Source organism: Streptomyces sp. NPDC060366 (assembly GCF_042725135.1).
In the GTDB taxonomy this organism is placed as follows: domain Bacteria; phylum Actinomycetota; class Actinomycetes; order Streptomycetales; family Streptomycetaceae; genus Streptomyces.
Genome location: NZ_JBHXDC010000002.1, coordinates 792,157 through 813,868 on the forward strand (window position 1 = coordinate 792,157; position 21,712 = coordinate 813,868).

A 21,712-nucleotide genomic window follows, 5' to 3' on the forward strand; every position below is an offset into this window, starting at 1 on the left:
ACGCGGAAGGGGTGGCACCCAGTGCCACCCCTTCCGGAAGTGCAGCCGCCCACCAACCGCTCGTCTGAGCGAAGCGCCTATCAGACGTGGCGAGAATCACGCCCCTCCCCGTGCCTCGTTCAGCCCCCGGACGTGTCCAGTTCCGCGTCGGCGCCGATGCCCGCGCAGTCGTACGGGTCCTTCAGCCAGCCGTCCGGCAGAACCACCCGGTTGTTCCCCGACGTCCGGCCGCGCGGGCCGTCGGCGCCGTCCGGCCACGGCTGGTCCAGATCCAACTGACCCAGCAGCGCGTCCAGTTCGGCGAGGGACGAGGTGATCGCGAGCTTCTTGCGCATCTCGGAACCGACCGAGAAGCCCTTCAGGTACCAGGCCACGTGCTTACGGAAGTCGATCACCCCGCGCGCCTCGTCGCCGATCCACTCCCCCAGCAGCTCCGCGTGCCGCCGCATGACCCCGGCGACCTCGCGCAGCGCGGGCCGGGCGAGCTCTCCCGTGCCCTCGAAGGCCGCCACCAGATCGCCGAAGATCCACGGCCGGCCGAGGCAGCCGCGCCCCACGACCACGCCGTCGCAGCCGGTCTCGCGGACCATCCGCAGCGCGTCGTCCGCCGACCAGATGTCGCCGTTGCCGAGGACGGGGATCTCGGGGACGTGCTCCTTGAGGCGGGCGATGGCCTCCCAGTCGGCCGTACCGCCGTAGTGCTGCGCCGCGGTCCTGCCGTGCAGGGCGATCGCCGTCACGCCCTCCTCGACCGCGATACGGCCCGCGTCCAGATAGGTGAGGTGACCGTCGTCGATGCCCTTGCGCATCTTCATGGTGACCGGCAGGTCCCCGGCGTTCGAGACGGCCTCGTGCAGGATCGCGCGCAGCAGGGGCCGCTTGTACGGGAGGGCCGAGCCGCCGCCCTTGCGGGTGACCTTGGGGACGGGGCAGCCGAAGTTCAGGTCGATGTGGTCGGCCAGGCCCTCGTCCGCGATCATGCGGACGGCCTTGCCGACGGTGACCGGGTCGACCCCGTACAGCTGGATCGAGCGCGGTGTCTCGGTCGCGTCGAAGCGGATGAGCTGCATCGTCTTCTCGTTGCGCTCGACCAGCGCCCGCGTGGTGATCATCTCGCTGACGAACAGCCCCTTGCCGCCCGAGAACTCCCGGCACAGCGTCCGGAACGGGGCGTTGGTGATGCCGGCCATGGGTGCGAGCACCACCGGCGGGCGCACCGTGTACGGGCCGACGGCGAGCGTGCCGGGCGGTGCGAGGGCGGGGGCGAGCGGAGCGGTCATCCCCCCATTGTCGCGCATGGCGGCAGGAGGGCCGCCGAGTGCCGGACCTACGATCGGCCCATGCCAGCTCCCCAGCACTTCTCCTCGCCGGAGCCGTCGAAAGAGTCCACGCCGCAGTGCGGTCCACGCCGGCGGATGGTGATTCTGGGGACCTGCTGCATGAGTCTGCTGATCGTCAGTCTCGACAACACGGTGCTCAACGTGGCGCTGCCGTCCATGCAGAAGGAGTTGCACACCACGCTCGCCGGCATGCAGTGGACCATCGACGCGTACACCCTGGTCATCGCCTCACTGCTGATGCTCGCGGGCTCCACGGCCGACCGCATCGGCCGGCGGCGCGTCTTCAAGACCGGACTCGTGGTCTTCACGCTCGGGTCGCTGCTGTGCTCGCTCGCGCCGAATCTCGAATCGCTGGTCGCGTTCCGGATGGTGCAGGCCGTCGGCGGCTCGATGCTCAACCCGGTCGCGATGTCGATCATCACCAACACCTTCACCGACCCACGTGAGCGCGCCCGCGCGATCGGCGTCTGGGGCGGGGTCGTCGGCATCTCGATGGCGGCCGGGCCGCTGATCGGCGGGCTGCTGGTCGAGACGGTCGGCTGGCGCGCGATCTTCCTGATCAACCTGCCGGTGGGGCTCACGGCGTTCGTGCTGACCTGGCGGTTCGTCCCCGAGTCGCGTGCCGCGAAGCCGCGCCGCCCCGACCCTGTGGGCCAACTGCTGGTCATGGCCACCCTCGGCGCGCTGACGTACGCGATCATCGAGGCGCCGGCGGCCGGCTGGACGTCGCCGCTGATCCTGTTCTTCGCCGGGGTCGCGGTGTGCGCGCTGACCGGGCTGGTGCTGTACGAGCCGAGGCGCCCCGAGCCGCTGATCGATCTGCGCTTCTTCCGCAGCGCGCCGTTCAGCGGGGCGACGGTCATCGCCGTGTGCGCGTTCGGCGGTCTCGGCGGCTTCCTGTTCATGAACACGCTCTATCTCCAGAACGTGCGGGACCTCTCCGCCCTGGACGCCGGGCTCTACATGCTGCCGATGGCGGCGCTCGCCTTCGTCTGCGCGCCGCTGTCGGGGCGGCTCGTCGGCACGAGGGGGCCGCGGCTCCCGCTGCTGCTCGCGGGCACGGCCATCGCGGCGAGCGGGCTGCTGTTCGCGGTCTTCGAGGCGGAGAGGCACACGGCGCTGCTGTTCACCGGATACGTGCTGTTCGGCGCGGGCTTCGGCCTGGTGAACGCGCCGATCACCAACACCGCGGTCTCCGGGATGCCGCTGGCGCAGTCGGGGGTGGCCGCCGCGGTCGCGTCGACCAGCCGGCAGATCGGGCAGACGCTGGGCGTCGCGGTGATCGGAGCGGTGCTGGCGGCGGGCGCGTCGGCGGCCACGCACCGGGGCGGCATCGACGAGGCGGGCTTCGCCGCCGCGAGCCGGCCCGCCTGGTGGATCATCGCCGGGCTCGGGTTCTGTGTGCTGGTGGTCGGCGCGCTGACGAGCGGGGAGTGGGCGCGGGGAACGGCGCGCCGCAACGCCGCGCGGCTGGAGCCGGCGTCGGTGCCGGACTCGGCGGCCTGACGCGGCTGCCTGACGCGTCCGGCCGGACCCGGCCGACCTGTTGGAGACCCATGTTGCAGAGACTCCTATGCAGAGGATCCTCTGCAACATACGATGCGGTCATGTCCGACGAACCCGAGAGCCCGTCGCGGCCGGCCACGCGCCCCACCCGCCGTATCGACGCCCGCAGTCTGCGCGGGCTCGCCCACCCCCTGCGGATGAACATCCTCGAAGCGATCAGCCTCGACGGGCCCGCCACCGCCACCGGCCTCGCCGAGCGCCTCGGTGAGAACACCGGCACCGTCAGCTGGCATCTGCGCCATCTCGCCGAGCACGGCTTCATCGAGGAGGAGACCGGGCGCGGCACCAAGCGCGAGCGCTGGTGGCGCAGGACCGGTGTCCCGAACGAGTTGAACACCGCGGACTTCCGCGACGATCCCCGCACCCGTGGCGCCCTGTCCGTCTATCTCCACGAGCTGGTGGGCCAGTACTTCAGCCGGGTCACGGACTATCTGAACGAGGACTGGGACGACGGCTGGCGCGCCGCCGGTACGGTCTCGGACTGGCACGACCTTCGTCTCACCCCGGACCAACTGGGCGCGCTCAACGCGGAGTTGATGGCCGTCATCGCCCGCCACACACCCGGTCCCGACACCGAGGCGGACCCCGCGGCCCTGCCCGTCGTCGTACAGCTCCAGTCCTTCCCCCGCAAGGCGCGCGGGACCGGGAGCGGCACCCCGTGAAGCGCGGGACGGGCGCGATACGCGGCGGGCTGCTGCGCCGTCACCACGACTTCCGGCTGCTGTGGCTCGGCGAGACCGCCGGCAAGTTCGGTACGTCGGTCACCGGGGTCGCGATGCCGCTGATCGCCGTCTCCACCCTGCACGCGGGCACGTTCGAGGTCGGCGTGCTGACCGCGGCGACCTGGGCGCCCTGGCTGGTCATCGGCCTGCCGGTCGGCGTCTGGGTGGACCGGACCCGGCGCAGACCGATCATGCTGGCCGCCGCCGCTCTCTCACTGGCGCTGTTCACCGCCGTCCCGCTCGCCGCGTGGGCGGGTCTGCTGAGCATCGGTCTGCTGGTGGTCGTGGCGCTGCTGACGGGCACGGCCGCCGTGTTCTTCCAGACCGCGTACACCGCCTATCTCCCCACCATCCTGGCCCCCGAGGACCAGCCCGAGGGAAACGCCAAACTGCACGGCAGCGCGTCCGCCGCGCAGATCGCCGGGCTCGGATCGGGCGGACTGATCGCGCAGTTGGCGGGCGCGGTCAACGGGATGTTCGCCAACGCGGCGACCTTCCTCGTATCGCTCCTGTGTCTGTCGCGCATCCGCCACCGCGAGCCGCGCGTCCCGCGAACCCCACGCCGGCGCGGCGCGCTGGCCGCCGAGGTCGGCGAGGGCCTGCGGCTGGTCGCCGGTGACCCCTGGCTCCGTACGCTGACGCTCTTCGGCGCCGCGTCCAATCTGGCCCTGATGGGATACCAGTCGATCCTCGTGGTCTTCCTGGTCCGGACGGTCGGCCTGGACCCCGGGCCGGTCGGCGGGCTCGTCGCCGCGGCCGGCGCCGGCGGCGTGGCGGGGGCCTTCCTGGCGCGCCGGGTCGCGGCCCGGGTGGGGACGGCGCGCGCGACGCTGGTCTTCGAGCTGGGCCTGGCGGTGTTCGCCCTGCTCATCCCGCTGACCGTGGGCGGCGCCGGGGTGCTGTTCTACGTCGCGGGCGGATTCTGTGTCGCCGCGGGTGTGGTGGCGGGCAATGTGATCAAGGCGAGCTTCCAGCAGCGCTACTGCCCGCCGGAGTTGCTCGGCCGCCTCACGGCGAGCACGGCCTTCCTCAACTACGGCACGATCCCGCTGGGCGCCCTGCTGGGCGGCACGCTCGGTACGGTGCTCGGAATCCGTACGGCGATGTGGATCACCACCGCCGGGGTGCCGCTGGCCGCGCTGATCCTGCTCTTCTCCCCGATCGGGCGTGCCAGGGATCTGCCGACGTCCGCTCCCGGGCCGCACGAGTCGCCGAGCGGACGGACCGCGCTGCGCTCCCGGCCCGGCTGACGGACCACGCGACGGCGGCCCGGACCACCGAGGTGGTCCGGGCCGTCGTCGCGCCGAAGCGGTGTGTCAGGACTGGGCGGCGGACCCGTCGGTCACATCGGCCGCGCTGTTCGCGTCGGTGGTGTCCGCCGCGTCCGCGGTCGGCTCCTCGGACTCCGAACCGGTCGCGCGCTCGCGCATCTTGCGGACCAGTTCCTGCTTCTTGTCCTCGGCGACCTTGCGGTCGGCGTTCCGGCCGGGGCCGTTGCCCTGCTGATCGGCACGGGACAGCTTCTTACGCTGTCCGCCCACGCCGAGAAGGTTGTTCCGGCTCTTTGCCACGGGTTCTCCCGAATTGGTGAAGGCGAAGTGATCTGCGGATTCGTCTGGTGAGAGGCGGACCGTGACCGCCGCGTTCTCACTCGTAGATCTGGAAGAACATGCGCAAGACGCTACCACCGGGCGGGTGGCGCCCGTCACCTCATTTTCCCGGCACGGACCCGGCTCTGCCGCACGCCTCTCGCCGCCCCCGCCGCCCCGCGACGGCTCTCAGCCGCTGCCGGACACCGTCGGGTCGACGGTCGCCTGGTGCGCCTCGGCGAGATGTTCCTCCGCCTTGAGCCACGGCAGGAACTGCGCGTTCTTGCTCCAGCCGCAGGTGTCGCAGGTCAACGTCCGCTGCATGCCGGCCTTTTGGACATGAACGACATGCTCGCGGCCGTGCTGGTCCCATCGGCTTACCTTGCTGCTGGTCGTGGGCGGCATGAGTGCCTCCTGTAGACGGATGCGGCCAGTCAGCAGTGTGCGACGAAGCCCCCGGCTCCGTCACGGAACCGGGGGCTTCGAGCCACGAACGTGATCCGCGGCGGTGATCAGCAGCCGAGCAGGCGCTCGCCGAGGTAGCCCTGGATCTGGCTCAGCGAGACACGCTCCTGCTTCATCGTGTCGCGCTCGCGCACCGTCACGGCGTCGTCGTCGAGGGTGTCGAAGTCGACGGTGACGCAGAACGGCGTGCCGATCTCGTCCTGCCTGCGGTAACGCCGGCCGATCGCGCCCGCGTCGTCGAACTCGATGTTCCAGTTCTTCCGCAGGTCCGCCGAGAGCCCCTTCGCCTTCGGCGAGAGCTGCGGGTTGCGCGACAGCGGCAGCACCGCGACCTTGACCGGCGCCAGGCGCGGGTCGAGCCGCATCACCGTGCGCTTCTCCAGCACACCCTTCGCGTTCGGCGCCTCGTCCTCGTTGTACGCGTCGAGGAGGAAGGCCAGCATCGCGCGGCCGACACCGGCGGCGGGCTCGATGACGTACGGAGTCCAGCGCTCACCGGCCTCCTGGTCGAAGTACGACAGGTCGTGGCCCGAAGCCTTGGAGTGCGCGGTGAGGTCGAAGTCCGTGCGGTTCGCGACGCCCTCGAGCTCGCCCCACTCCGAGCCGCCGAAGCTGAAGCGGTACTCGATGTCGGCGGTGCGCTTGGAGTAGTGGGAGAGCTTCTCCTTCGGGTGCTCGAACCAGCGCATGTTCTCCTCGCGCAGGCCCAGGTCCCGGTACCAGTTCCAGCGCTGCTCCATCCAGTAGTCCTGCCACGTCTCGTCCTCGCCGGGCTTGACGAAGAATTCCATCTCCATCTGCTCGAACTCGCGCGTGCGGAAGATGAAGTTGCCGGGCGTGATCTCGTTACGGAAGGACTTGCCCATCTGGGCGATACCGAACGGCGGCTTCTTGCGCGACGTCTGCTGCACCTGGGCGAAGTTGGTGAAGATGCCCTGGGCGGTCTCGGGGCGCAGATACGCGACGGAGCCGGAGTCCTGCGTCGGGCCGAGGTGGGTGGAGAGGAGCCCGGAGAACGACTTGGGCTCGGTGAAGGTGCCCTTGTTGCCACAGTTGGGGCAGTTGAGGTCCTTGAGGCCGTTGACCGGCGGCTTGCCGTGCTTCTCCTCGTACGCCTCCTCCAAGTGGTCGGCGCGGTAACGCTTGTGGCAGGAGGTGCACTCGGTGAGCGGGTCGGTGAACGTGGCGACGTGACCCGAGGCCTCCCAGACCTCGGAGGCCAGGATCACCGACGAGTCGAGACCGACAACGTCCTCGCGCGAAGTGACCATGTAACGCCACCACTGGCGCTTGATGTTCTCCTTCAGCTCGACCCCGAGCGGCCCGTAGTCCCAGGCGGCACGCTGTCCGCCGTAGATCTCGCTGCACGGGTAGACGAAGCCACGGCGCTTGCTCAGGTTGACGATGCTGTCGATCTTGTCGGCGGCCACGGTGCTCTCTTCATTACGACGACGAACGGCGAATGCTTCAGATTAGCGGCGGGCGCACCCCCTGTATCAAATCGGTGTCCCGCGGTGGCCCTCACCACTCCTTGTTGACAATCGTTTCCACTTTTGTTGAAAATGACTGTCATGAACGTACGACGCCTGATACCCACCGCCGCGCTCGCCGGATCCGTCACCCTCGGCCTGGTCGCGCTGTCCGCGTGTTCCCCCTCGGACGCGGCCGACGGCGGGGGCGGTGCGGGCGGCAAAGGCGACGGCAAGCTCGCGGTGATCGCGTCGTTCTACCCCATGCAGTATCTGGCCGAGGAGATAGGCGGGACGCACGTCGACGTCTCCACCCTCACCAGGCCCGGCGTCGAGCCGCACGATCTGGAGCTGGGCACCCGGCAGGCCGCCCAGCTCGGCGAGGCCGACTACATCCTCTACCTCAAGGGCCTCCAGCCCGCCGTCGACGAGGCCATCACCGCCGCGGGTGTGAAGAACACCGTCGACGCCGCGACCCTCACCACGCTGGAGAAGCACGGCTCGGAGGTCGGCCACTCCCACGGCGACGAGCACGCCGGTGAGGAGCACGCGGACGAGGAGCACGCGGACGAGGGCGAGGCGGGCACCGACCCGCACATCTGGCTCGACCCCGTGAAGTACGCCGAGGTCGCCAAGGGCGTCGGCGCCTCGCTGGAGAAGGCGGACCCGGACAACGCCGCCGCGTACCGCAAGAACACCACCGCGCTGGTCGAGCGGCTCACCACCCTCGACACCGCGTTCGACAAGGGCCTCGCCGACACCTCCACCAAGACCTTCATCACCACGCACTCGGCCTTCGGCTATCTCGCCGAGCGCTACGGTCTCAAGCAGGAGTCCATCTCCGGCCTCTCCCCCGAGTCCGAGCCCAGTCCGGCGCGGATCAAGGAACTGCGGTCCATCGCGACCCGGGACAAGGTCGGCACGGTCTTCTTCGAGACACTGGTCAGCGACAAGACGGCGAAGACGGTCGCCGCCGACAGCGGCCTGAGGACGGACGTCCTGGACCCCATCGAGGGAATCACGAAGAAGTCCAAGGGCGCTGACTACGTCGAGGTCATGGAGTCCAACCTCGCCGCGCTGGAGAAGGCCCTCGGCGCGAAGTGAACCGGGCGACAGCGGCAACGGAGGTACGGAACGTGGCGACGACACACAGCGGGCGGACAGAGGCGGCCGGGCAGGACGCCGCCGCACCCACGCCCCCCACCACCGTCCTGTCGCTGCGCGGCGCCACCGCCACGCTCGGCGCCCGCCCCGTACTGCGCGGGATCGACCTCACCGTCCGGCGCGGTGAGGTCGTCGCGCTGCTCGGTGCCAACGGCTCGGGCAAGTCCACCGCCGTACGCTCCGTGATCGGCCAAGTCCCGCTCACCGGTGGTGAGGTGACCCTGTTCGGCACCCCGCTGCGGCGTTTCCGCGACTGGGCGCGCGTCGGCTACGTACCGCAGCGCACCACAGCCGCGAGCGGCGTGCCCGCGACCGTCCGCGAGGTCGTGTCCTCGGGGCGGCTCTCCCGCTCCGGGCTGCTGAGGTGGCCCTCCAAGGCCGACCGGGCGGCCGTTCGGCACGCCATCGAGCTGGTGGGTCTCGCGGACCGCGCCAAGGACTCGGTCGAGGCCCTCTCCGGCGGTCAGCACCAGCGGGTGCTCATCGCGCGCGCCCTCGCCGCCGAACCCGAACTGCTGATCATGGACGAGCCGATGGCGGGCGTCGACCTGGCCAGCCAGGAGATCCTGGCGGCCACGCTGCGTGACCAGGTGGCGGCCGGTACGACCGTACTGCTCGTCCTGCACGAACTGGGCCCGCTGGAGCCGCTGATCGACCGCGCCGTGGTGCTGCGCGACGGCTGTGTGACGCACGACGGGCCGCCGCCGAGGACCGCCCCCGGGCAGCACGCGCCGACCGGCCACGACCCCGAGCCCCTGACCAACCAGGGCTGCCACCCGCACACGGCCGAAGAGCCGCTCCGTACAGGACTGCTGACCTGATCATGGAAATCCTTGAGACCGCCCTCATGCAGCGGGCCCTGATCGCGGCCGTGCTGGTCGGCGTCATCGCGCCCGCCGTCGGCATCTATCTCGTCCAGCGGCGCCAGGCGCTGATGGGCGACGGCATCGGCCATGTCGCCATGACCGGCGTCGGGCTGGGCTTCCTGCTCTCCACCAGCCCCGTCTGGATGGCGACGCTCGTGGCGATCGTCGGCTCCATCGCGATGGAGCTGATCAGGGCGTACGGCCGCACCCGCGGTGACATCGCGCTGGCCATGCTCTTCTACGGCGGTATGGCGGGCGGCGTCCTGCTGATCAACCTCTCGCCGACCGGCTCCAACGCCAACCTCAGCTCGTATCTCTTCGGCTCGCTCTCCACGGTCTCCGAGGCCGATCTGGACGCGATCTGGATCCTGGCGGCCCTGGTGGTGCTGGTCACCGTGGGGCTGCGGCGGCAGCTGTTCGCCGTCAGCCAGGACGAGGAGTTCGCGCGGGTCACCGGGCTGCCGGTGCGCGCCCTCAACCTGCTCGTCGCCGTCACGGCCGCCGTGACCGTCACCGTCGCGATGCGGGTCGTGGGCCTGCTGCTGGTCAGCGCGCTGATGGTGGTGCCGGTCGCGGCGGCGCAGCAGATCACCCGGTCTTTCGCCGTCACCTTCGTACTGGCGGTGGTGATCGGTACGGCGGTCACGCTGGCCGGCACGGTCACCTCGTACTACCAGGACGTACCGCCCGGAGCGACAATTGTGTTGCTGGCCATCGGCGTCTTCCTCGTCCTGACGGTGCTCGCGACCCCGCTCGCGAGACGGCGGGCACGGGCGGCGAGGTCGGCGGAGAGCGAACGCACCGAGGACCCGGCGGACATTCCGGCCGTTCCCGCCATGCGTGGACCGTCGGACGAGGCCACGGTCTGACACGAGCTGGCAGAATGGCCCGACAGACGAGCGATCCGGGCAGAAGTATTGGAGGCATCCGTGACGACTGCGCCTGGCGGTGGGGCGAGCACCGCCCCTGTACGCGGCCGATCGACCCGGCAGCGTGCCGCGGTGGCCGCCGCGCTGGACGAGGTGGACGAGTTCCGCAGCGCGCAGGAGCTTCACGACATGCTGAAGCACCGCGGCGACTCGGTCGGGCTGACGACGGTCTACCGCACGCTCCAGTCGCTCGCCGACGCGGGCGACGTCGACGTGCTGCGCACGAACGACGGGGAGTCCGTCTACCGGCGCTGCTCGACCGGTGATCACCACCACCATCTGGTGTGCCGGGTGTGCGGCAAGGCCGTCGAGGTCGAGGGTCCGGCCGTGGAGCAGTGGGCCGAGACGATCGCGGCCGAGCACGGCTTCGTGGCCGTGGCCCACACGGTGGAGGTCTTCGGCACCTGCGCGGAGTGCGCGTCGGGGAACGCTCCCGGGGCGCACCCCGGAGCGGGCACGGGCCCCTCGGCCGGTCAGGACCTGACGGGCCGGTGACCGGCGCGGGACCGGCGCCGGGCCGTGTCCTCGAAGTCCCGCCCCGTACGCCGCCGGTCCCGGCCCCGGCGGAGAAGCCCTACTCGCCCTCGCCCTCGTGGTTCTTCTCGCTCAACTCGCCCGACTTGTCGGACAGGTTGGGCAGCGCCCCACCGAAACGGCGGTCCCGGTGCGCGTACTCCAGACAGGCCCGCCACAGATCCCGCCGGTCGAAGTCGGGCCAGAGCACGTCCTGGAAGATCATCTCGGCGTAACTGCTCTGCCAGATCAGGTAGTTGGACGTCCGCTGCTCACCGCTCGGCCGCAGGAAGAGATCCACGTCCGGCATGTCCGGGTAGTACAGGTACTTGGCGAAGGTCTTCTCGTTGACCTTGGACGGGTCGAGCTTCCCCGACGCCACGTCCTCGGCGAGAGCCCGCGCGGCGTCCGCGATCTCCGCGCGGCCACCGTAGTTGACGCAGAAGTACAGCGTCATGGCGTCGTTGTCGACGGTCTGCTCCTGCGCGACCTGGAGCTCCTGGACGACCGACTTCCACATCTTGGGCATCCGGCCGACCCAGCGGATCCGGATGCCGAGTTCGTTCATCTCGTCACGGCGGCGCCGGATGACATCGCGGTTGAAGTTCATCAGGAAGCGCACCTCGTCGGGCGTGCGCTTCCAGTTCTCGGTGGAGAAGGCGTACAGGGAGAGGTTCTTGACGCCCATCTCCAGGCAGCCCTTGAGCACGTCCAGCACGACGCCCTCGCCGACCTTGTGGCCCTCGGTGCGCGGCAGACCGCGCTCCTTGGCCCAGCGGCCGTTGCCGTCCATGACGCACGCGACGTGCTTGGGCACCAGCTCGCCGGGGATCTTCGGCGGCACCGCACCGGAGGGGTGCGGCTCGGGGACCTTGTACTCGCGGCGGGGCCGTCCCAGGATTCCGCGTCGTGCCATGCGCTCGTGTCTCCTAATTCTTCTCTACATATCTGAGTGAGCGCAGACCGCGCTCCAGATGCCAGTGCAGATACGCGGACACCAGCCCGCTGCCCTCCCGGACATGACGAGCCTCGCACGCGTCCGCCGTCCCCCAGTCCCCGGTCAGCAGCGCGCTGAGGAGACCGACCGCCTCCGACGACGGTACGACGCTGCCCGGTACCCGGCAGTCGGCGCATATGACGCCCCCCGCCGCGACCGAGAAGAAGCGGTTCGGCCCGTCGAGCCCGCACTTCGCGCAGTCGTCGAAGCTCGGCGCGTACCCGTTCACCGCGAGGGAGCGCAGCAGGAAGGCGTCGAGGATCAGATGCGGGGCGTGCTCCGCGCGCGAGAGCGTGCGCAGTCCGCCGACGAGGAGCAGATACTGCTGGACGGCGGGCTCGCCCTCGTGGTCGGTGAACCGCTCGGCGGTCTCCAGCATGGCCGTACCGGCCGTGTAGCGGGGGTAGTCGGTGACGATGGCGCCGCCGTACGGGGCGATGGTCTCGCTCTGCGTACAGAGCGGCAGTCCGCGCCCGACGAGTTCGCTGCCGCGTGAGAAGAACTGCACGTCGACATGGGAGAACGGTTCGAGCCTCGCGCCGAACTTCGACTTCGTACGGCGGACTCCGCGTGCGACGGCCCGGACGCGGCCGTGGCCGCGGGTGAGGAACGTGATGATGCGGTCCGCCTCACCCAGCTTCTGGGTGCGCAGCACGATGCCGTCGTCGCGGAACAGGCTCATGGGGGCCATTCTCCCGCACCGGGAGGGTGCCGATGGCTGCCGCCCCGGATTTCGTGACGGGGGCGGTCAGCCGCCGCCGGGCGCCGTGACCCTGATGTCACCGGGGGTCACCAGCCCCGACTCGTAGGCGATGATCACGAGTTGTGCCCGGTCCCGCGCGTCCAGTTTGCCCATGATGCGGCTCACATGTGTCTTGGCGGTCAGCGGGCTGAGGCCGAGGGACTCCGCGATCTCCGTGTTGGTGAGGCCGCGTGCGACGAGGGCGAGCACCTGCCGTTCGCGGGCCGAGAGGCAGTCGGGGCCGCGGGCCGGTGAGGTGTCCGGGACGCTGCGCGCGCTCAGCACGCGGGCGATCAGGCGCGCCGTCGGGCCCGGTGAGAGCAGGGAGTCGCCGGCCGCCACCGTCCTGATGGCGGTGAGGAGTTCGGCCGGTCTGGTGTCCTTCACGAGGAAGCCGGAAGCCCCGGCGCGCAGCGCCTCCACGACATGGTCGTCGGTGTCGTACGTGGTGAGGACGAGCACCTTGACGCCCGCGAGGTCCTCGTCGGCGGCGATCAGCCGGGTCGCCTCGATACCGTCCATCTCGGGCATCCGGATGTCCATGACGACGAGGTCGGCCCGTGCGGAGCGGGCCAGTTCGACGGCTTCCCGGCCGGTGCCGGCCTGGCCCACGACCTCCATGTCGGCGGCGGACTCGACGAGCATCGCGAAGGCCGCCCTGACGAGGCGCTGGTCGTCGGCGAGCAGGACGCGGATCATACGACCGGCTCCCGTCGGCCGCCCGGACCGGCCGGGCCGCCGACCGCCCGCCTGTCGCCCGTCCGCTCCCCGGCCACCGGGTCGCCCGCCGGGTCCCCCTCCGCCGGGTCGCCGTGCTCCCGCAGGGGCAGGACCGCGGCCACCCGGAAGCCGTCGTCGAACGGTCCGGCGTCGAGCGTGCCCCCGACGCTGCGGGCCCGCTCCCGCATGCCGACGATGCCGTAGCCGGGCTCGACGGGCGCCTCCTTGCCGCCGGGCGCGCCCCCGTTGTCGGTCACGGTGACGTGCAGCGCCCCGTCCCGCGTCTCCACGCGCACCCGCACCCGTGGGGCGGGGCCGGCGTGCCGTACGGCGTTGGTGAGCGATTCCTGCACGATCCGGTACGCGGCGGCCTCGGCCACCGGCGGTACGCGTACGCCCTCCGTCCGCACCGTGAGCAGTGTCTCCGCGCCCGCCGTCCGTGCGGCCTCCACGAGGCCGGGCAGCGCGGACAGGTCGGGCAGGGCCCCGTCCCAGGTCCCCTCGTCGCCCTCGGCGGTTCCGGCGGAGCGCAGCACCTCCAGGGTGGTGCGCAGTTCGGAGCGCGCGTCGCGGCAGGTGTCCGAGATGCCGTCGAGCGCCTGCGAGATCGCGGCCCGGTCCAGCCGGTCGGGGGTGACGGTCAGGACGTGCGACGCCACCGACGTCTGGACGCCGATGAGCGTGATGCTGTGGGCCAGCAGGTCGTGCAGGTCCCGGGCGATCCGCAGGCGTTCCTCGGCGACGCGTCGGGCCGCCTCCTCCTCGCGGGTCCGTTCGGCGCGCTCCGCGCGTTCCACCATCGCCGCGATGTACTTGCGGTAGACGCGTACGTCCATGCCGATGACGACGACGGCGATGATCCAGCCGGACGTGCGGAGCATCTCCAGGCCGCGGTCGGTGTTGAGGAGGAACATCACCGTGAGCGTGAGACCGACGGTGCCGACACCGAGCAGCGCCGCGCGCATCGGCGGACCGGTGACGGCGACGGTGTAGAGGGCGACCATCGTGGCCGGTGTGGTGGCCGCGTGCGAGTAGTCCAGTGCGTGGTAGGTGCCGACGAGGACGACCATCACCAGCAGGACGGGCACCGGGTGGCGCCGCCGCCAGATCAGGGACGTGGTGACGGCGGCGAACATCGCCCAGCCGAGCGCGTCGAGGGGATCGCCGTCGCCGGGCAGGGCCAGGGCGAGCAGGAGTCCCAGCACGCCGACGACTCCGGTGACCGCCAGGTCCGTGCGCAATTGGTGCGGTGCCTCGAGCGGATCGCGGTTGAGCACCGCGAAGACACGTTCGGTGCGTGGTCCTCTGCTCGGAGTGTCTGACACGGGTCCATCCTCTCTCGTCACGCCGCGGCACGGTACGGGCCCGCACGAAGTCGTCCGGTGCGCCGCGGCCCCGTCCTCGAAAGCCGCAACGCACCGCCCACACGCCGCCGTTCAGGCCCCGGTGCCGACCGGCTCCCGCTCGCGGTCGCCGGGTCCGTCCTGTCCGCCCCGGCCGCCGTCGGACCGTGGCGCGGCCGGCGGCCGGGACAGCGCTCCCGGCCACCAGACCTTGCGGCCGAGCAGCACGCTCGCGCTCGTCACCAGATACGTACGGACCAGGAAGGTGTCCAGCAGGACGCCCACGGCCACGAGAAGGCCCATCTCGACGAGCATCACCAGCGGCAGACTGGCCAGGACACCGAACGTCGCGGCGAGTACGACACCGGCCGAGGCGATCACCCCGCCCGTGGTGCGCAGCGCGGTCAGCGCGGCCTCTTCGGGCTCCGCGCCCTTCAGCGCCTCTTCGCGCATCCGGTGCATCAGGAAGATGCCGTAGTCCACACCGAGGGCGACGAGGAAGACGAACGAGAGCAGCGCGAGCCCCGGATCCATCCCGGCGAAGCCGAGCAGTGGCTCGAAGACCAGCCCGCCGATGCCCATCGACGCGCCCCAGACGACCACGACGGCGACCACCAGCATCAGGGGCGCGACGAGGCTGCGCAGCAGGGCGATCAGGATCAGCAGGACGGCGACGACGACGAGAGGGATGACGTAGAGCCTGTCTCTGGCGTTGGTGTCGGCGAGGTCGATCTGCTGGGCGCTGGGCCCGCCGACGTATGTCTCCCCGTCGAGGGTGGACCGCAGCCGTTCGATGGTGGCGCTCTCCCCCGCCGACTCCGGCGCGTCCTTCGCGAAGACGGTGATCTCCGTCCAGCCGCCGCCGCTGCGGCCCCGTTCGGCCTCGGCGACGCCGGAGACGGAGCGGGCGGTGTCGAGCGCCGCGTCGGCCTTGCCGTTCGGCGCCATGATGCTGATGGGCTGCGCGCTCTGCCCCGGGAAGGCGTCCGCCAGGCGCGCCATGCCGACGACCGACTCGGGCCGGTCGATGAAGCCGTCCTCCTGCTTGAGCGCGCCGGGAAGGTTCAGTACGCCGAGGGCGAGGGCACCGAGCACCACCAGACCGGTGGCGAGCACGGCGACCGGCCTGCGGGCGGCGGAGGTGCCCATGGCGGCGAAGAAGGAGCGGCGCTGCTTGCCCTCGCTGCCGTGGACGGGGATCAGCGGCCAGAAGACGCGGCGGCCGAGCAGCACCAGGATGGCGGGGAGCAGCGTGAGCATCGCGATGAGCGCGCACACGACGCCGACGGCGGCGATCGGTCCCATGCCGCTGCTGCTGTTGAGGTCGGCGGCCATGAGGCACAGCAGACCGGCGGCGACGGTGCCGGAGGAGGCGAGGACGGCGGGACCGCAGCCGCGCAGAGCGATGCGCATGGCGTCGTACGGCAGGGGTACGCGGCGCAGCTCCTCCCGGTAGCGGGCGACCAGCAGCAGCGCGTAATCGGTGCCCGCGCCGAACACCAGCACCGTCATGATCGCCGAGCTCTGGCTGCTCACGACGGTGTCGAAGGACCGCACCAGTCCGTAGACGACCGCCATGGAGCTGACGGCCGCGGCGCCGACGACGAACAGCGGCACGATCCACAGGAACGGGCTGCGGTAGGTGATGATCAGCAGGACGGCGACGACCAGCACGGTCGCCACCATCAGGGTGCCGTCGATGGACTCGAAGACGGCCTCCATGTCGGACTGGACGGCGCCGGCCCCGGCGACCTCGATGTCGAGTCCGCTGCCGCCGCCGCCCGCGCCGCTTCCGCCGCCCTCCGTGGTGAGGGCCCGTACGTCCTCGACGAAGGCGATCTGCGCGGCCTCCTTGTCGACGCCCGGCTCGTCGGGCACGGCGCTCGCGATCGGGTACATAACGACCGTGCCGTCCTCGGACGGGATTCCCTTGGGCGGGGCGGTGAGCTTCTGCTCGGTCGCGACCCGCGCCAGCTGCTCCTCGGCGGTCGTCCGGTCGGCGGCGGTGAGTCCGCCGTCGCGGTGGTAGACGACGATCAGATCGGTCGTCTCACCGCCGGGCAGCTCCTGCCGGACCTTCTCCACATGGGTGGAGTCGGCGCTCGCCGGGAGGTAGTCGACGGCCTCGTCGCGCTGTACGTCACCGAGCTTCCCGGCGAACATCGCGGCCACGGCGATCACGACCACCCACAGTCCGACCACCGCCCAGGGCAGCAGACGTCGGCGTTTGATATCGGGCCCCATCGCGGGCCCCCCTTCTGCGCAGCCGGTCAGAGTCGGAGTCCAGCCTCGCGGCGGAAGGAGCCGCGGTCGTCGCGCGTGAGAGCGAGATGGGTGTTACTGCCCCGGGTGACCGGGGCGCGCGGTTACTCCCGCAGGAGTACGCCGGGCGCCGGGAGGCACGACTCGGGGGCCGGCCGCTCCGGAGAAGGCTTCAGGGGGCGAAGTCTTCAGCAGGGAAGGGCTCAGGACGACGGCGTACGGGCCGATTCGAGCAGCCGGGCCGTGTCGTCGGCGCACAGTTGCAGCGCGCCGCCGACGGTGGAGAGCACATCGCGCTCCGCCGCGCTGTACGGCCCGTCGGCCAACGCGATCCGCGCGCCCTGGAGCAGGATCGACTCCCGGCCGGCCGCGGCGAGGTGCGGGGCCAGCGGCTCCAGCGCCTCGTGCAGCTCGATGGCGAGCGCGGCCCCGCAGGGCCCCGGGTCGATCAGGAACCGCCCCGTGTCGGCTGCCAGCGCCTCCACCAGCTCCGTGAGCTGCTCCTCGGTGCAGTCCTCGATCCCGGCCGCCCTGACCGTGCCGACGGCGGTCTCCCGGACCGTACGGGAGGACGTGCCGCCCGCGGCGAGGACGGCGAGCGCCACCGTGTGGACGGCGTCGCGGAGCATCGCGGAGAAGCGGACGGTGGTGGGGTGGTCGAGGATGTCCGTGCCGAAGTGGCCGTGACAGGCGGCGCATTCGACGACGGGACCGGCCGAGCCGCGCGGCACCAGCGGCACTCCGAGCACGGCGAAGCGGCGACGCCCGGTGCGACGGCGGTAGTTGCGGTCACCGCCGCAGTCGGGGCAGAAGAACTCCCCGTCCCCGATCGTGTTCCACGCGGTGTTGATGCCGCAGATACGCAGTTTCCTGCCGTTCGATCCCTGGCCTGGCAGCACGTCGCGCACCTCCGTAACGCTTCGGCAACTTTGCCGCATTGACGTGATGTTAACCACAGCAACGATGCGGCGTCATTACCTCGGCGTCAGGTCGCCACGACATGGCCGAACCCCGCCCACCGTGACAGGTGGACGGGGCCGGTAAACGCTCAGGTCAGCGCGTTGCGCGGTTCACCGCGGAGACAACGGCTTTCAGCGAGGCGCGCGTGGTGTTGGCGTCAATGCCGATACCCCAGAGCACCTTTCCGTCGATGGCGCACTCGATGTACGAGGCGGCCTGCGCGCTGGCGCCCTCGCTCATGGTGTGCTCGGAGTAGTCCAGCAGCCGGGCGTCGACCCCGACGGCGGCCAGGGCGGCGAAGAAGGCCGAAATCGGCCCGTTGCCGGAGCCGGTGAGTACGGTGTCCGCGCCGTCCACGACGGCTTCGACGGTGAGGGTGTCCGTGCCGTCCTTGTCGGTCGTGCTCTGGCCCGAACGCAGCTGGATCCGGCCCCAACGGGCGTTGGCGTCGCCGGGGTTGGGCAGGTACTCGTCCTCGAAGGCCGACCAGATCTCCCTGGGCGTGACCTCGCCGCCCTCGGAGTCCGTCTTCGCCTGGATGATCCGGGAGAACTCGATCTGCATCCGGCGCGGCAGGTCCAGCTTGTGGTCGTTCTTCAGTACGTAGGCGATGCCGCCCTTGCCGGACTGCGAGTTGACCCGGATGACCGCCTCGTACGAACGGCCCACGTCCTTGGGGTCGATCGGCAGGTACGGCACGGCCCACTCGATCTCGTCGACGGTCTTGCCCTGGGCGGCCGCGTCGGCCTCCATGGCGTCGAAGCCCTTCTTGATGGCGTCCTGGTGCGAGCCGGAGAAGGAGGTGTAGACGAGGTCGCCCGCGTAGGGGTGGCGCGGGTGGATCTCCATCTGGTTGCAGTACTCGCTGGTGCGACGGATCTCGTCGATCTGCGAGAAGTCGATCTGCGGGTCGACGCCCTGGGAGAACAGGTTCATGCCCAGGGTCACCAGGTCGACGTTGCCGGTGCGCTCGCCCTGGCCGAACAGACAGCCCTCGATACGGTCGGCCCCGGCCATGATCGCCAGCTCGGCGGCGGCGACGGCGGTGCCGCGGTCGTTGTGCGGGTGCACGGAGAGGCAGACGTGCTCGCGCCGGGACAGGTTCCGCGACATCCACTCGAAGCGGTCGGCGTGCGTGGAGGGGGTGGAGCGCTCGACGGTGGCCGGCAGGTTGAGGATGATCTCGCGGCCCTCCTCGGGCTGCCAGACGTCCATGACGCCCTCGCAGACCTCCAGGGCGAAGTCCAGCTCGGTGTCGGTGAAGATCTCCGGGCTGTACTGGTAGCCGAAGACCGTCTCCGGGCCCAGGATCTTCTCGGCGTACTCGGAGACCAGCCGCGTACCGTCCACGGCGATCTGCCTGACCTGCTCACGGGTGCCGCGGAAGACGACGCGGCGGAAGGTGGGGGCGGTGGCGTTGTACAGGTGGACGGTGGCGCGGTGGGCGCCGACGAGCGACTGGACGGTGCGCTCGATCAGCTCTTCCCTGGCCTGCGTCAGGACGGAGATGGTCACGTCCTCGGGGATGGCGCCCTCTTCGATGATCGACCGCACGAAGCCGAAGTCGGTCTCGCCGGACGACGGGAAACCGACCTCGATCTCCTTGTAGCCCATGCGCACCAGCAGGTCGAACATCTCGCGCTTGCGGGCGGGCGACATGGGGTCGATCAGGGCCTGATTGCCGTCGCGCAGATCGGTGGAGAGCCAGCGGGGCGCCTGGGTGACGCGATTGTCCGGCCACGTGCGGTCGGGGATGTCCACGGCCTCGTAACGCCCGTACTTGTGGATCGGCATCCCGGACGGCTTCTGGGTGTGCGTGGCGTTGGTGACGGGGGTGGGACGGCCGACGGCCGATCCGCCTGCCGCGGGGTCGGACATGCGCTCGGAAGTGCGCTCAGACATTGCGTTGGGCTCCTCGTGTGTCCGCTGGGACGGCCGACGGGGCGGGAAAACCGCATCACCAGACTCCGCGGGGAGGGGGTCGGCCTACGACTACAGACCCTCGCCGCGGCAGCTAAGGAGAAGCAGCCCGAAACGCATGATGTGCCGCAGCCTAGCGGAGCCGCGCGGTCCGCGCGGGGCCGTATCAGTATGCGGGATCATCGGGGGTACGGGTCAAATGCCCGGAAAAGCCCCGTTCCGCTGGGCTGTGGATCGGCCCGCGCCCGGAAACCGGACCTGCGGGCCCGACCGCGCTCAGAAGCCCAGCTTGCGCAGCTGCTTGGGATCGCGCTGCCAGTCCTTGGCGACCTTGACGTGCAGGTCCAGGAAGACCGGCGTGCCCAACAGCGCCTCGATGTGCTTGCGGGACTTCGTCCCGACCTCCTTGAGCCGCTTGCCCTTGGGGCCGATGATGATCCCCTTCTGGCTCGGCCGCTCGATGTAGACGTTCGCGTGGATGTCCAGCAGCGGCTTGTCCGCCGGCCGGTCCTCGCGCGGCAGCATCTCCTCGACCACGACCGCGATCGAGTGCGGCAGCTCGTCCCGTACGCCTTCGAGCGCGGCCTCGCGGATCAGCTCGGCCACCATGACCATCTCGGGCTCGTCGGTGAGGTCGCCCTCCGGGTAGAGCGGCGGGCTCTGCGGCAGCAGCGGGACCAGCAGATCGGCGACGAGGCCCACCTGGTCGCCGCTGACGGCCGAGACCGGGACGATCTCCGCCCACTCGAAGCCCAGCTCCTTGCCGAGCTGGTCGATCGCGATCAGCTGCTCGGCCAGGACGCGGGAGTCGACGAGGTCGGTCTTCGTGACGAGCGCGACCTTCGGCGTCTTCCTGATCCCGGCGAGCTCCTTGGCGATGAAGCGGTCACCGGGGCCTAGCTTCTGGTCCGCGGGCACACAGAACCCGATGACGTCGACCTCGGCCCAGGTGGTCCGCACGACGTCGTTCAGCCGCTCGCCGAGCAGCGTGCGCGGCTTGTGGAGACCGGGGGTGTCGACCAGGATCAGCTGCGCCTCGGGCCGGTGCACGATGCCGCGCACCGTGTGCCGCGTGGTCTGCGGCCGGCTCGACGTGATGGCCACCTTCGTGCCGACCAGAGCGTTCGTGAGGGTGGACTTGCCCGCGTTGGGGCGACCGACGAAGCAGGCGAAACCGGCCCGGTGGGGGGCTTCGGACGGTTCGGCGGAAGTCTCGGGAGACGAAGGGGTACGAGCGCTCATGGCGCCCATTCTCCCCGATCGTCCCGCCCCCGCCGACCAGTCGGCCCGCAGACGGACCCTCCGGATGCCTCAGCCGGCACTGACGGTCAGCCGCAGGGTCCCGTCGGGAGCGGCCACCAGTACGGGTGTTCCGGGCCCGCCGAGATCGCGTACGGCGGCCCGGTCCTCCTCGCTCGGCGCCTGATCGTCGGTGACGACCGCCGCGGCCTCCAGCGAGGTGGCGCCGCTCGCGACGGCCATGGCGACGGCGGTCCGCAGCGCGCTGAGCTTGAGGGAGTCGAGGCCGACGGTCCCGGCGACATAGGTCCGCCCGGTGTCGTCCCGCACGGCGGCCCCCTCGGGTACCCCGTTACGCGCACGGGCGCTGCGGGCCAACGTAATGATCTTGCGGTCCTCGGGATCGAGGTCGGTGCTCTGCGTCATGGCCCGAGCATAGAGAGCCGGTTCACCGGCGAAGCGGCCCGCCCTCGTCAGCCGAGAAGACAGAAGGGATGCCCCGCCGGATCCGCGAAGACCCGCCACCCGGCGGGATCGACGAGAAGCAACGTCGCACCGAGACCGAGCACTTGCTCCTGGGCCAGGTCGATGTCCTCGACGTCGAGATCCAGATGGAACTGCTGCGGATACGCGGCGTCCGGCCACCGCGGCGCCCGGTACCCCGGCACCCGCTGAAAGGCGAGGACAGGGCCGTCCCCGGTGTGCAGGGTGGCGAAGCCGTCACCCACGGCCCACCGGGGATCGGGCCGGTTGACGTCGCCGCCCAGAAGCGCCTGGTAGAACCGTGCGAGTACCCCCACATCGGGGCAGTCCAGCACCACGCACTGCAGTTTGCCGATCACTGGTCGATTGTCCTTCCGACGACTTGGGACCGCTGTATGACGGGTGTCCCGGCGGACGGGTTCC

The 21,712-nt window shown here is 70.7% G+C and carries 21 protein-coding genes; 7 read left to right on the forward strand and 14 right to left on the reverse strand.

The window, feature by feature from the left end:
• Nucleotides 1-119 precede the first annotated feature (119 nt).
• Complete coding sequence (gene dusB / locus ACFWHU_RS08210) at nt 120-1,298, reverse strand: tRNA dihydrouridine synthase DusB (RefSeq protein ID WP_385795076.1); 1,179 nt, start codon at nt 1,296-1,298, stop codon at nt 120-122.
• A gap of 117 nt (nt 1,299-1,415) precedes the next feature.
• Between dusB and ACFWHU_RS08215 the strand changes: the two genes are divergently transcribed.
• The 3 genes from ACFWHU_RS08215 to ACFWHU_RS08225 all read left to right on the forward strand — a co-directional run bounded on the left by ACFWHU_RS08215 (nt 1,416) and on the right by ACFWHU_RS08225 (nt 4,878).
• Complete coding sequence (locus tag ACFWHU_RS08215; RefSeq protein WP_385795331.1) at nt 1,416-2,846, forward strand: MFS transporter; 1,431 nt, start codon at nt 1,416-1,418, stop codon at nt 2,844-2,846.
• A 101-nt stretch (nt 2,847-2,947) separates the two neighbouring features.
• Complete coding sequence (locus tag ACFWHU_RS08220; RefSeq protein ID WP_387224382.1) at nt 2,948-3,568, forward strand: ArsR/SmtB family transcription factor; 621 nt, start codon at nt 2,948-2,950, stop codon at nt 3,566-3,568.
• The gene (locus ACFWHU_RS08225) at nt 3,565-4,878 is read left to right on the forward strand and encodes an MFS transporter (protein WP_387224383.1); all 1,314 of its coding nucleotides are present in this window, start codon (nt 3,565-3,567) and stop codon (nt 4,876-4,878) included. Before ACFWHU_RS08220 ends, ACFWHU_RS08225 begins: the two co-directional genes overlap by 4 nt.
• 66 nt (nt 4,879-4,944) lie before the next feature.
• On the opposite strand, the gene ACFWHU_RS08230 is transcribed toward ACFWHU_RS08225, so the two are convergent.
• The 3 genes from ACFWHU_RS08230 to ACFWHU_RS08240 all read right to left on the reverse strand — a co-directional run bounded on the left by ACFWHU_RS08230 (nt 4,945) and on the right by ACFWHU_RS08240 (nt 7,112).
• Nucleotides 4,945-5,199, reverse strand: a complete 255-nt coding sequence (locus ACFWHU_RS08230; RefSeq protein WP_387224384.1) for a DUF6243 family protein — start codon at nt 5,197-5,199, stop codon at nt 4,945-4,947.
• A gap of 207 nt (nt 5,200-5,406) precedes the next feature.
• The gene (locus ACFWHU_RS08235; RefSeq protein WP_385795087.1) at nt 5,407-5,622 is read right to left on the reverse strand and encodes a hypothetical protein; all 216 of its coding nucleotides are present in this window, start codon (nt 5,620-5,622) and stop codon (nt 5,407-5,409) included.
• A gap of 107 nt (nt 5,623-5,729) precedes the next feature.
• Entirely contained in the window at nt 5,730-7,112 is a 1,383-nt protein-coding gene (locus tag ACFWHU_RS08240) for a glycine--tRNA ligase (protein ID WP_078077434.1), read from the reverse strand.
• A 141-nt stretch (nt 7,113-7,253) separates the two neighbouring features.
• Between ACFWHU_RS08240 and ACFWHU_RS08245 the strand changes: the two genes are divergently transcribed.
• From ACFWHU_RS08245 to ACFWHU_RS08260, 4 genes are all read left to right on the forward strand, one after another.
• Entirely contained in the window at nt 7,254-8,255 is a 1,002-nt protein-coding gene (locus tag ACFWHU_RS08245; protein ID WP_387224385.1) for a metal ABC transporter substrate-binding protein, read from the forward strand.
• A 107-nt stretch (nt 8,256-8,362) separates the two neighbouring features.
• Nucleotides 8,363-9,136, forward strand: a complete 774-nt coding sequence (locus ACFWHU_RS08250; protein WP_385795334.1) for a metal ABC transporter ATP-binding protein — start codon at nt 8,363-8,365, stop codon at nt 9,134-9,136.
• Between the two features lie 2 nt (nt 9,137-9,138).
• The gene (locus ACFWHU_RS08255) at nt 9,139-10,050 is read left to right on the forward strand and encodes a metal ABC transporter permease (RefSeq protein WP_387224386.1); all 912 of its coding nucleotides are present in this window, start codon (nt 9,139-9,141) and stop codon (nt 10,048-10,050) included.
• A 60-nt stretch (nt 10,051-10,110) separates the two neighbouring features.
• Nucleotides 10,111-10,605: a Fur family transcriptional regulator gene (locus tag ACFWHU_RS08260; protein WP_385795093.1), complete on the forward strand. Its 495-nt coding sequence runs from the start codon at nt 10,111-10,113 to the stop codon at nt 10,603-10,605.
• Between the two features lie 79 nt (nt 10,606-10,684).
• On the opposite strand, the gene ACFWHU_RS08265 is transcribed toward ACFWHU_RS08260, so the two are convergent.
• The 10 genes from ACFWHU_RS08265 to ACFWHU_RS08310 all read right to left on the reverse strand — a co-directional run bounded on the left by ACFWHU_RS08265 (nt 10,685) and on the right by ACFWHU_RS08310 (nt 21,648).
• On the reverse strand, nt 10,685-11,539 hold the full coding sequence (locus ACFWHU_RS08265; protein ID WP_385795096.1) for an isoprenyl transferase: 855 nt from the start codon (nt 11,537-11,539) through the stop codon (nt 10,685-10,687).
• A 13-nt stretch (nt 11,540-11,552) separates the two neighbouring features.
• Nucleotides 11,553-12,302 (reverse strand): DNA repair protein RecO, encoded by a 750-nt coding sequence (gene recO, locus ACFWHU_RS08270; protein ID WP_387224387.1) that lies wholly within the window; start codon nt 12,300-12,302, stop codon nt 11,553-11,555.
• A gap of 66 nt (nt 12,303-12,368) precedes the next feature.
• Complete coding sequence (locus ACFWHU_RS08275; protein ID WP_385795102.1) at nt 12,369-13,061, reverse strand: response regulator; 693 nt, start codon at nt 13,059-13,061, stop codon at nt 12,369-12,371.
• Nucleotides 13,058-14,407 carry a sensor histidine kinase gene (locus tag ACFWHU_RS08280; RefSeq protein WP_387224388.1) on the reverse strand — a complete coding sequence of 450 codons (1,350 nt, stop codon included), beginning with the start codon at nt 14,405-14,407 and terminating at the stop codon, nt 13,058-13,060. Before ACFWHU_RS08280 ends, ACFWHU_RS08275 begins: the two co-directional genes overlap by 4 nt.
• Before the next feature lie 111 nt (nt 14,408-14,518).
• Nucleotides 14,519-16,669, reverse strand: coding sequence for an MMPL family transporter (locus ACFWHU_RS08285; RefSeq protein ID WP_387224389.1), 2,151 nt, complete (start codon nt 16,667-16,669; stop codon nt 14,519-14,521).
• A gap of 221 nt (nt 16,670-16,890) precedes the next feature.
• Nucleotides 16,891-17,586, reverse strand: a complete 696-nt coding sequence (locus ACFWHU_RS08290) for a TerB family tellurite resistance protein (protein ID WP_385795109.1) — start codon at nt 17,584-17,586, stop codon at nt 16,891-16,893.
• Between the two features lie 154 nt (nt 17,587-17,740).
• Entirely contained in the window at nt 17,741-19,549 is a 1,809-nt protein-coding gene (leuA, locus tag ACFWHU_RS08295; RefSeq protein ID WP_387224390.1) for a 2-isopropylmalate synthase, read from the reverse strand.
• Between the two features lie 294 nt (nt 19,550-19,843).
• Entirely contained in the window at nt 19,844-20,818 is a 975-nt protein-coding gene (gene era / locus ACFWHU_RS08300; protein ID WP_385795114.1) for a GTPase Era, read from the reverse strand.
• Between the two features lie 60 nt (nt 20,819-20,878).
• Nucleotides 20,879-21,232, reverse strand: a complete 354-nt coding sequence (locus tag ACFWHU_RS08305; RefSeq protein WP_385795116.1) for a cytidine deaminase — start codon at nt 21,230-21,232, stop codon at nt 20,879-20,881.
• Between the two features lie 47 nt (nt 21,233-21,279).
• Nucleotides 21,280-21,648, reverse strand: coding sequence for a VOC family protein (locus tag ACFWHU_RS08310; protein ID WP_385795118.1), 369 nt, complete (start codon nt 21,646-21,648; stop codon nt 21,280-21,282).
• Nucleotides 21,649-21,712 lie beyond the last annotated feature (64 nt).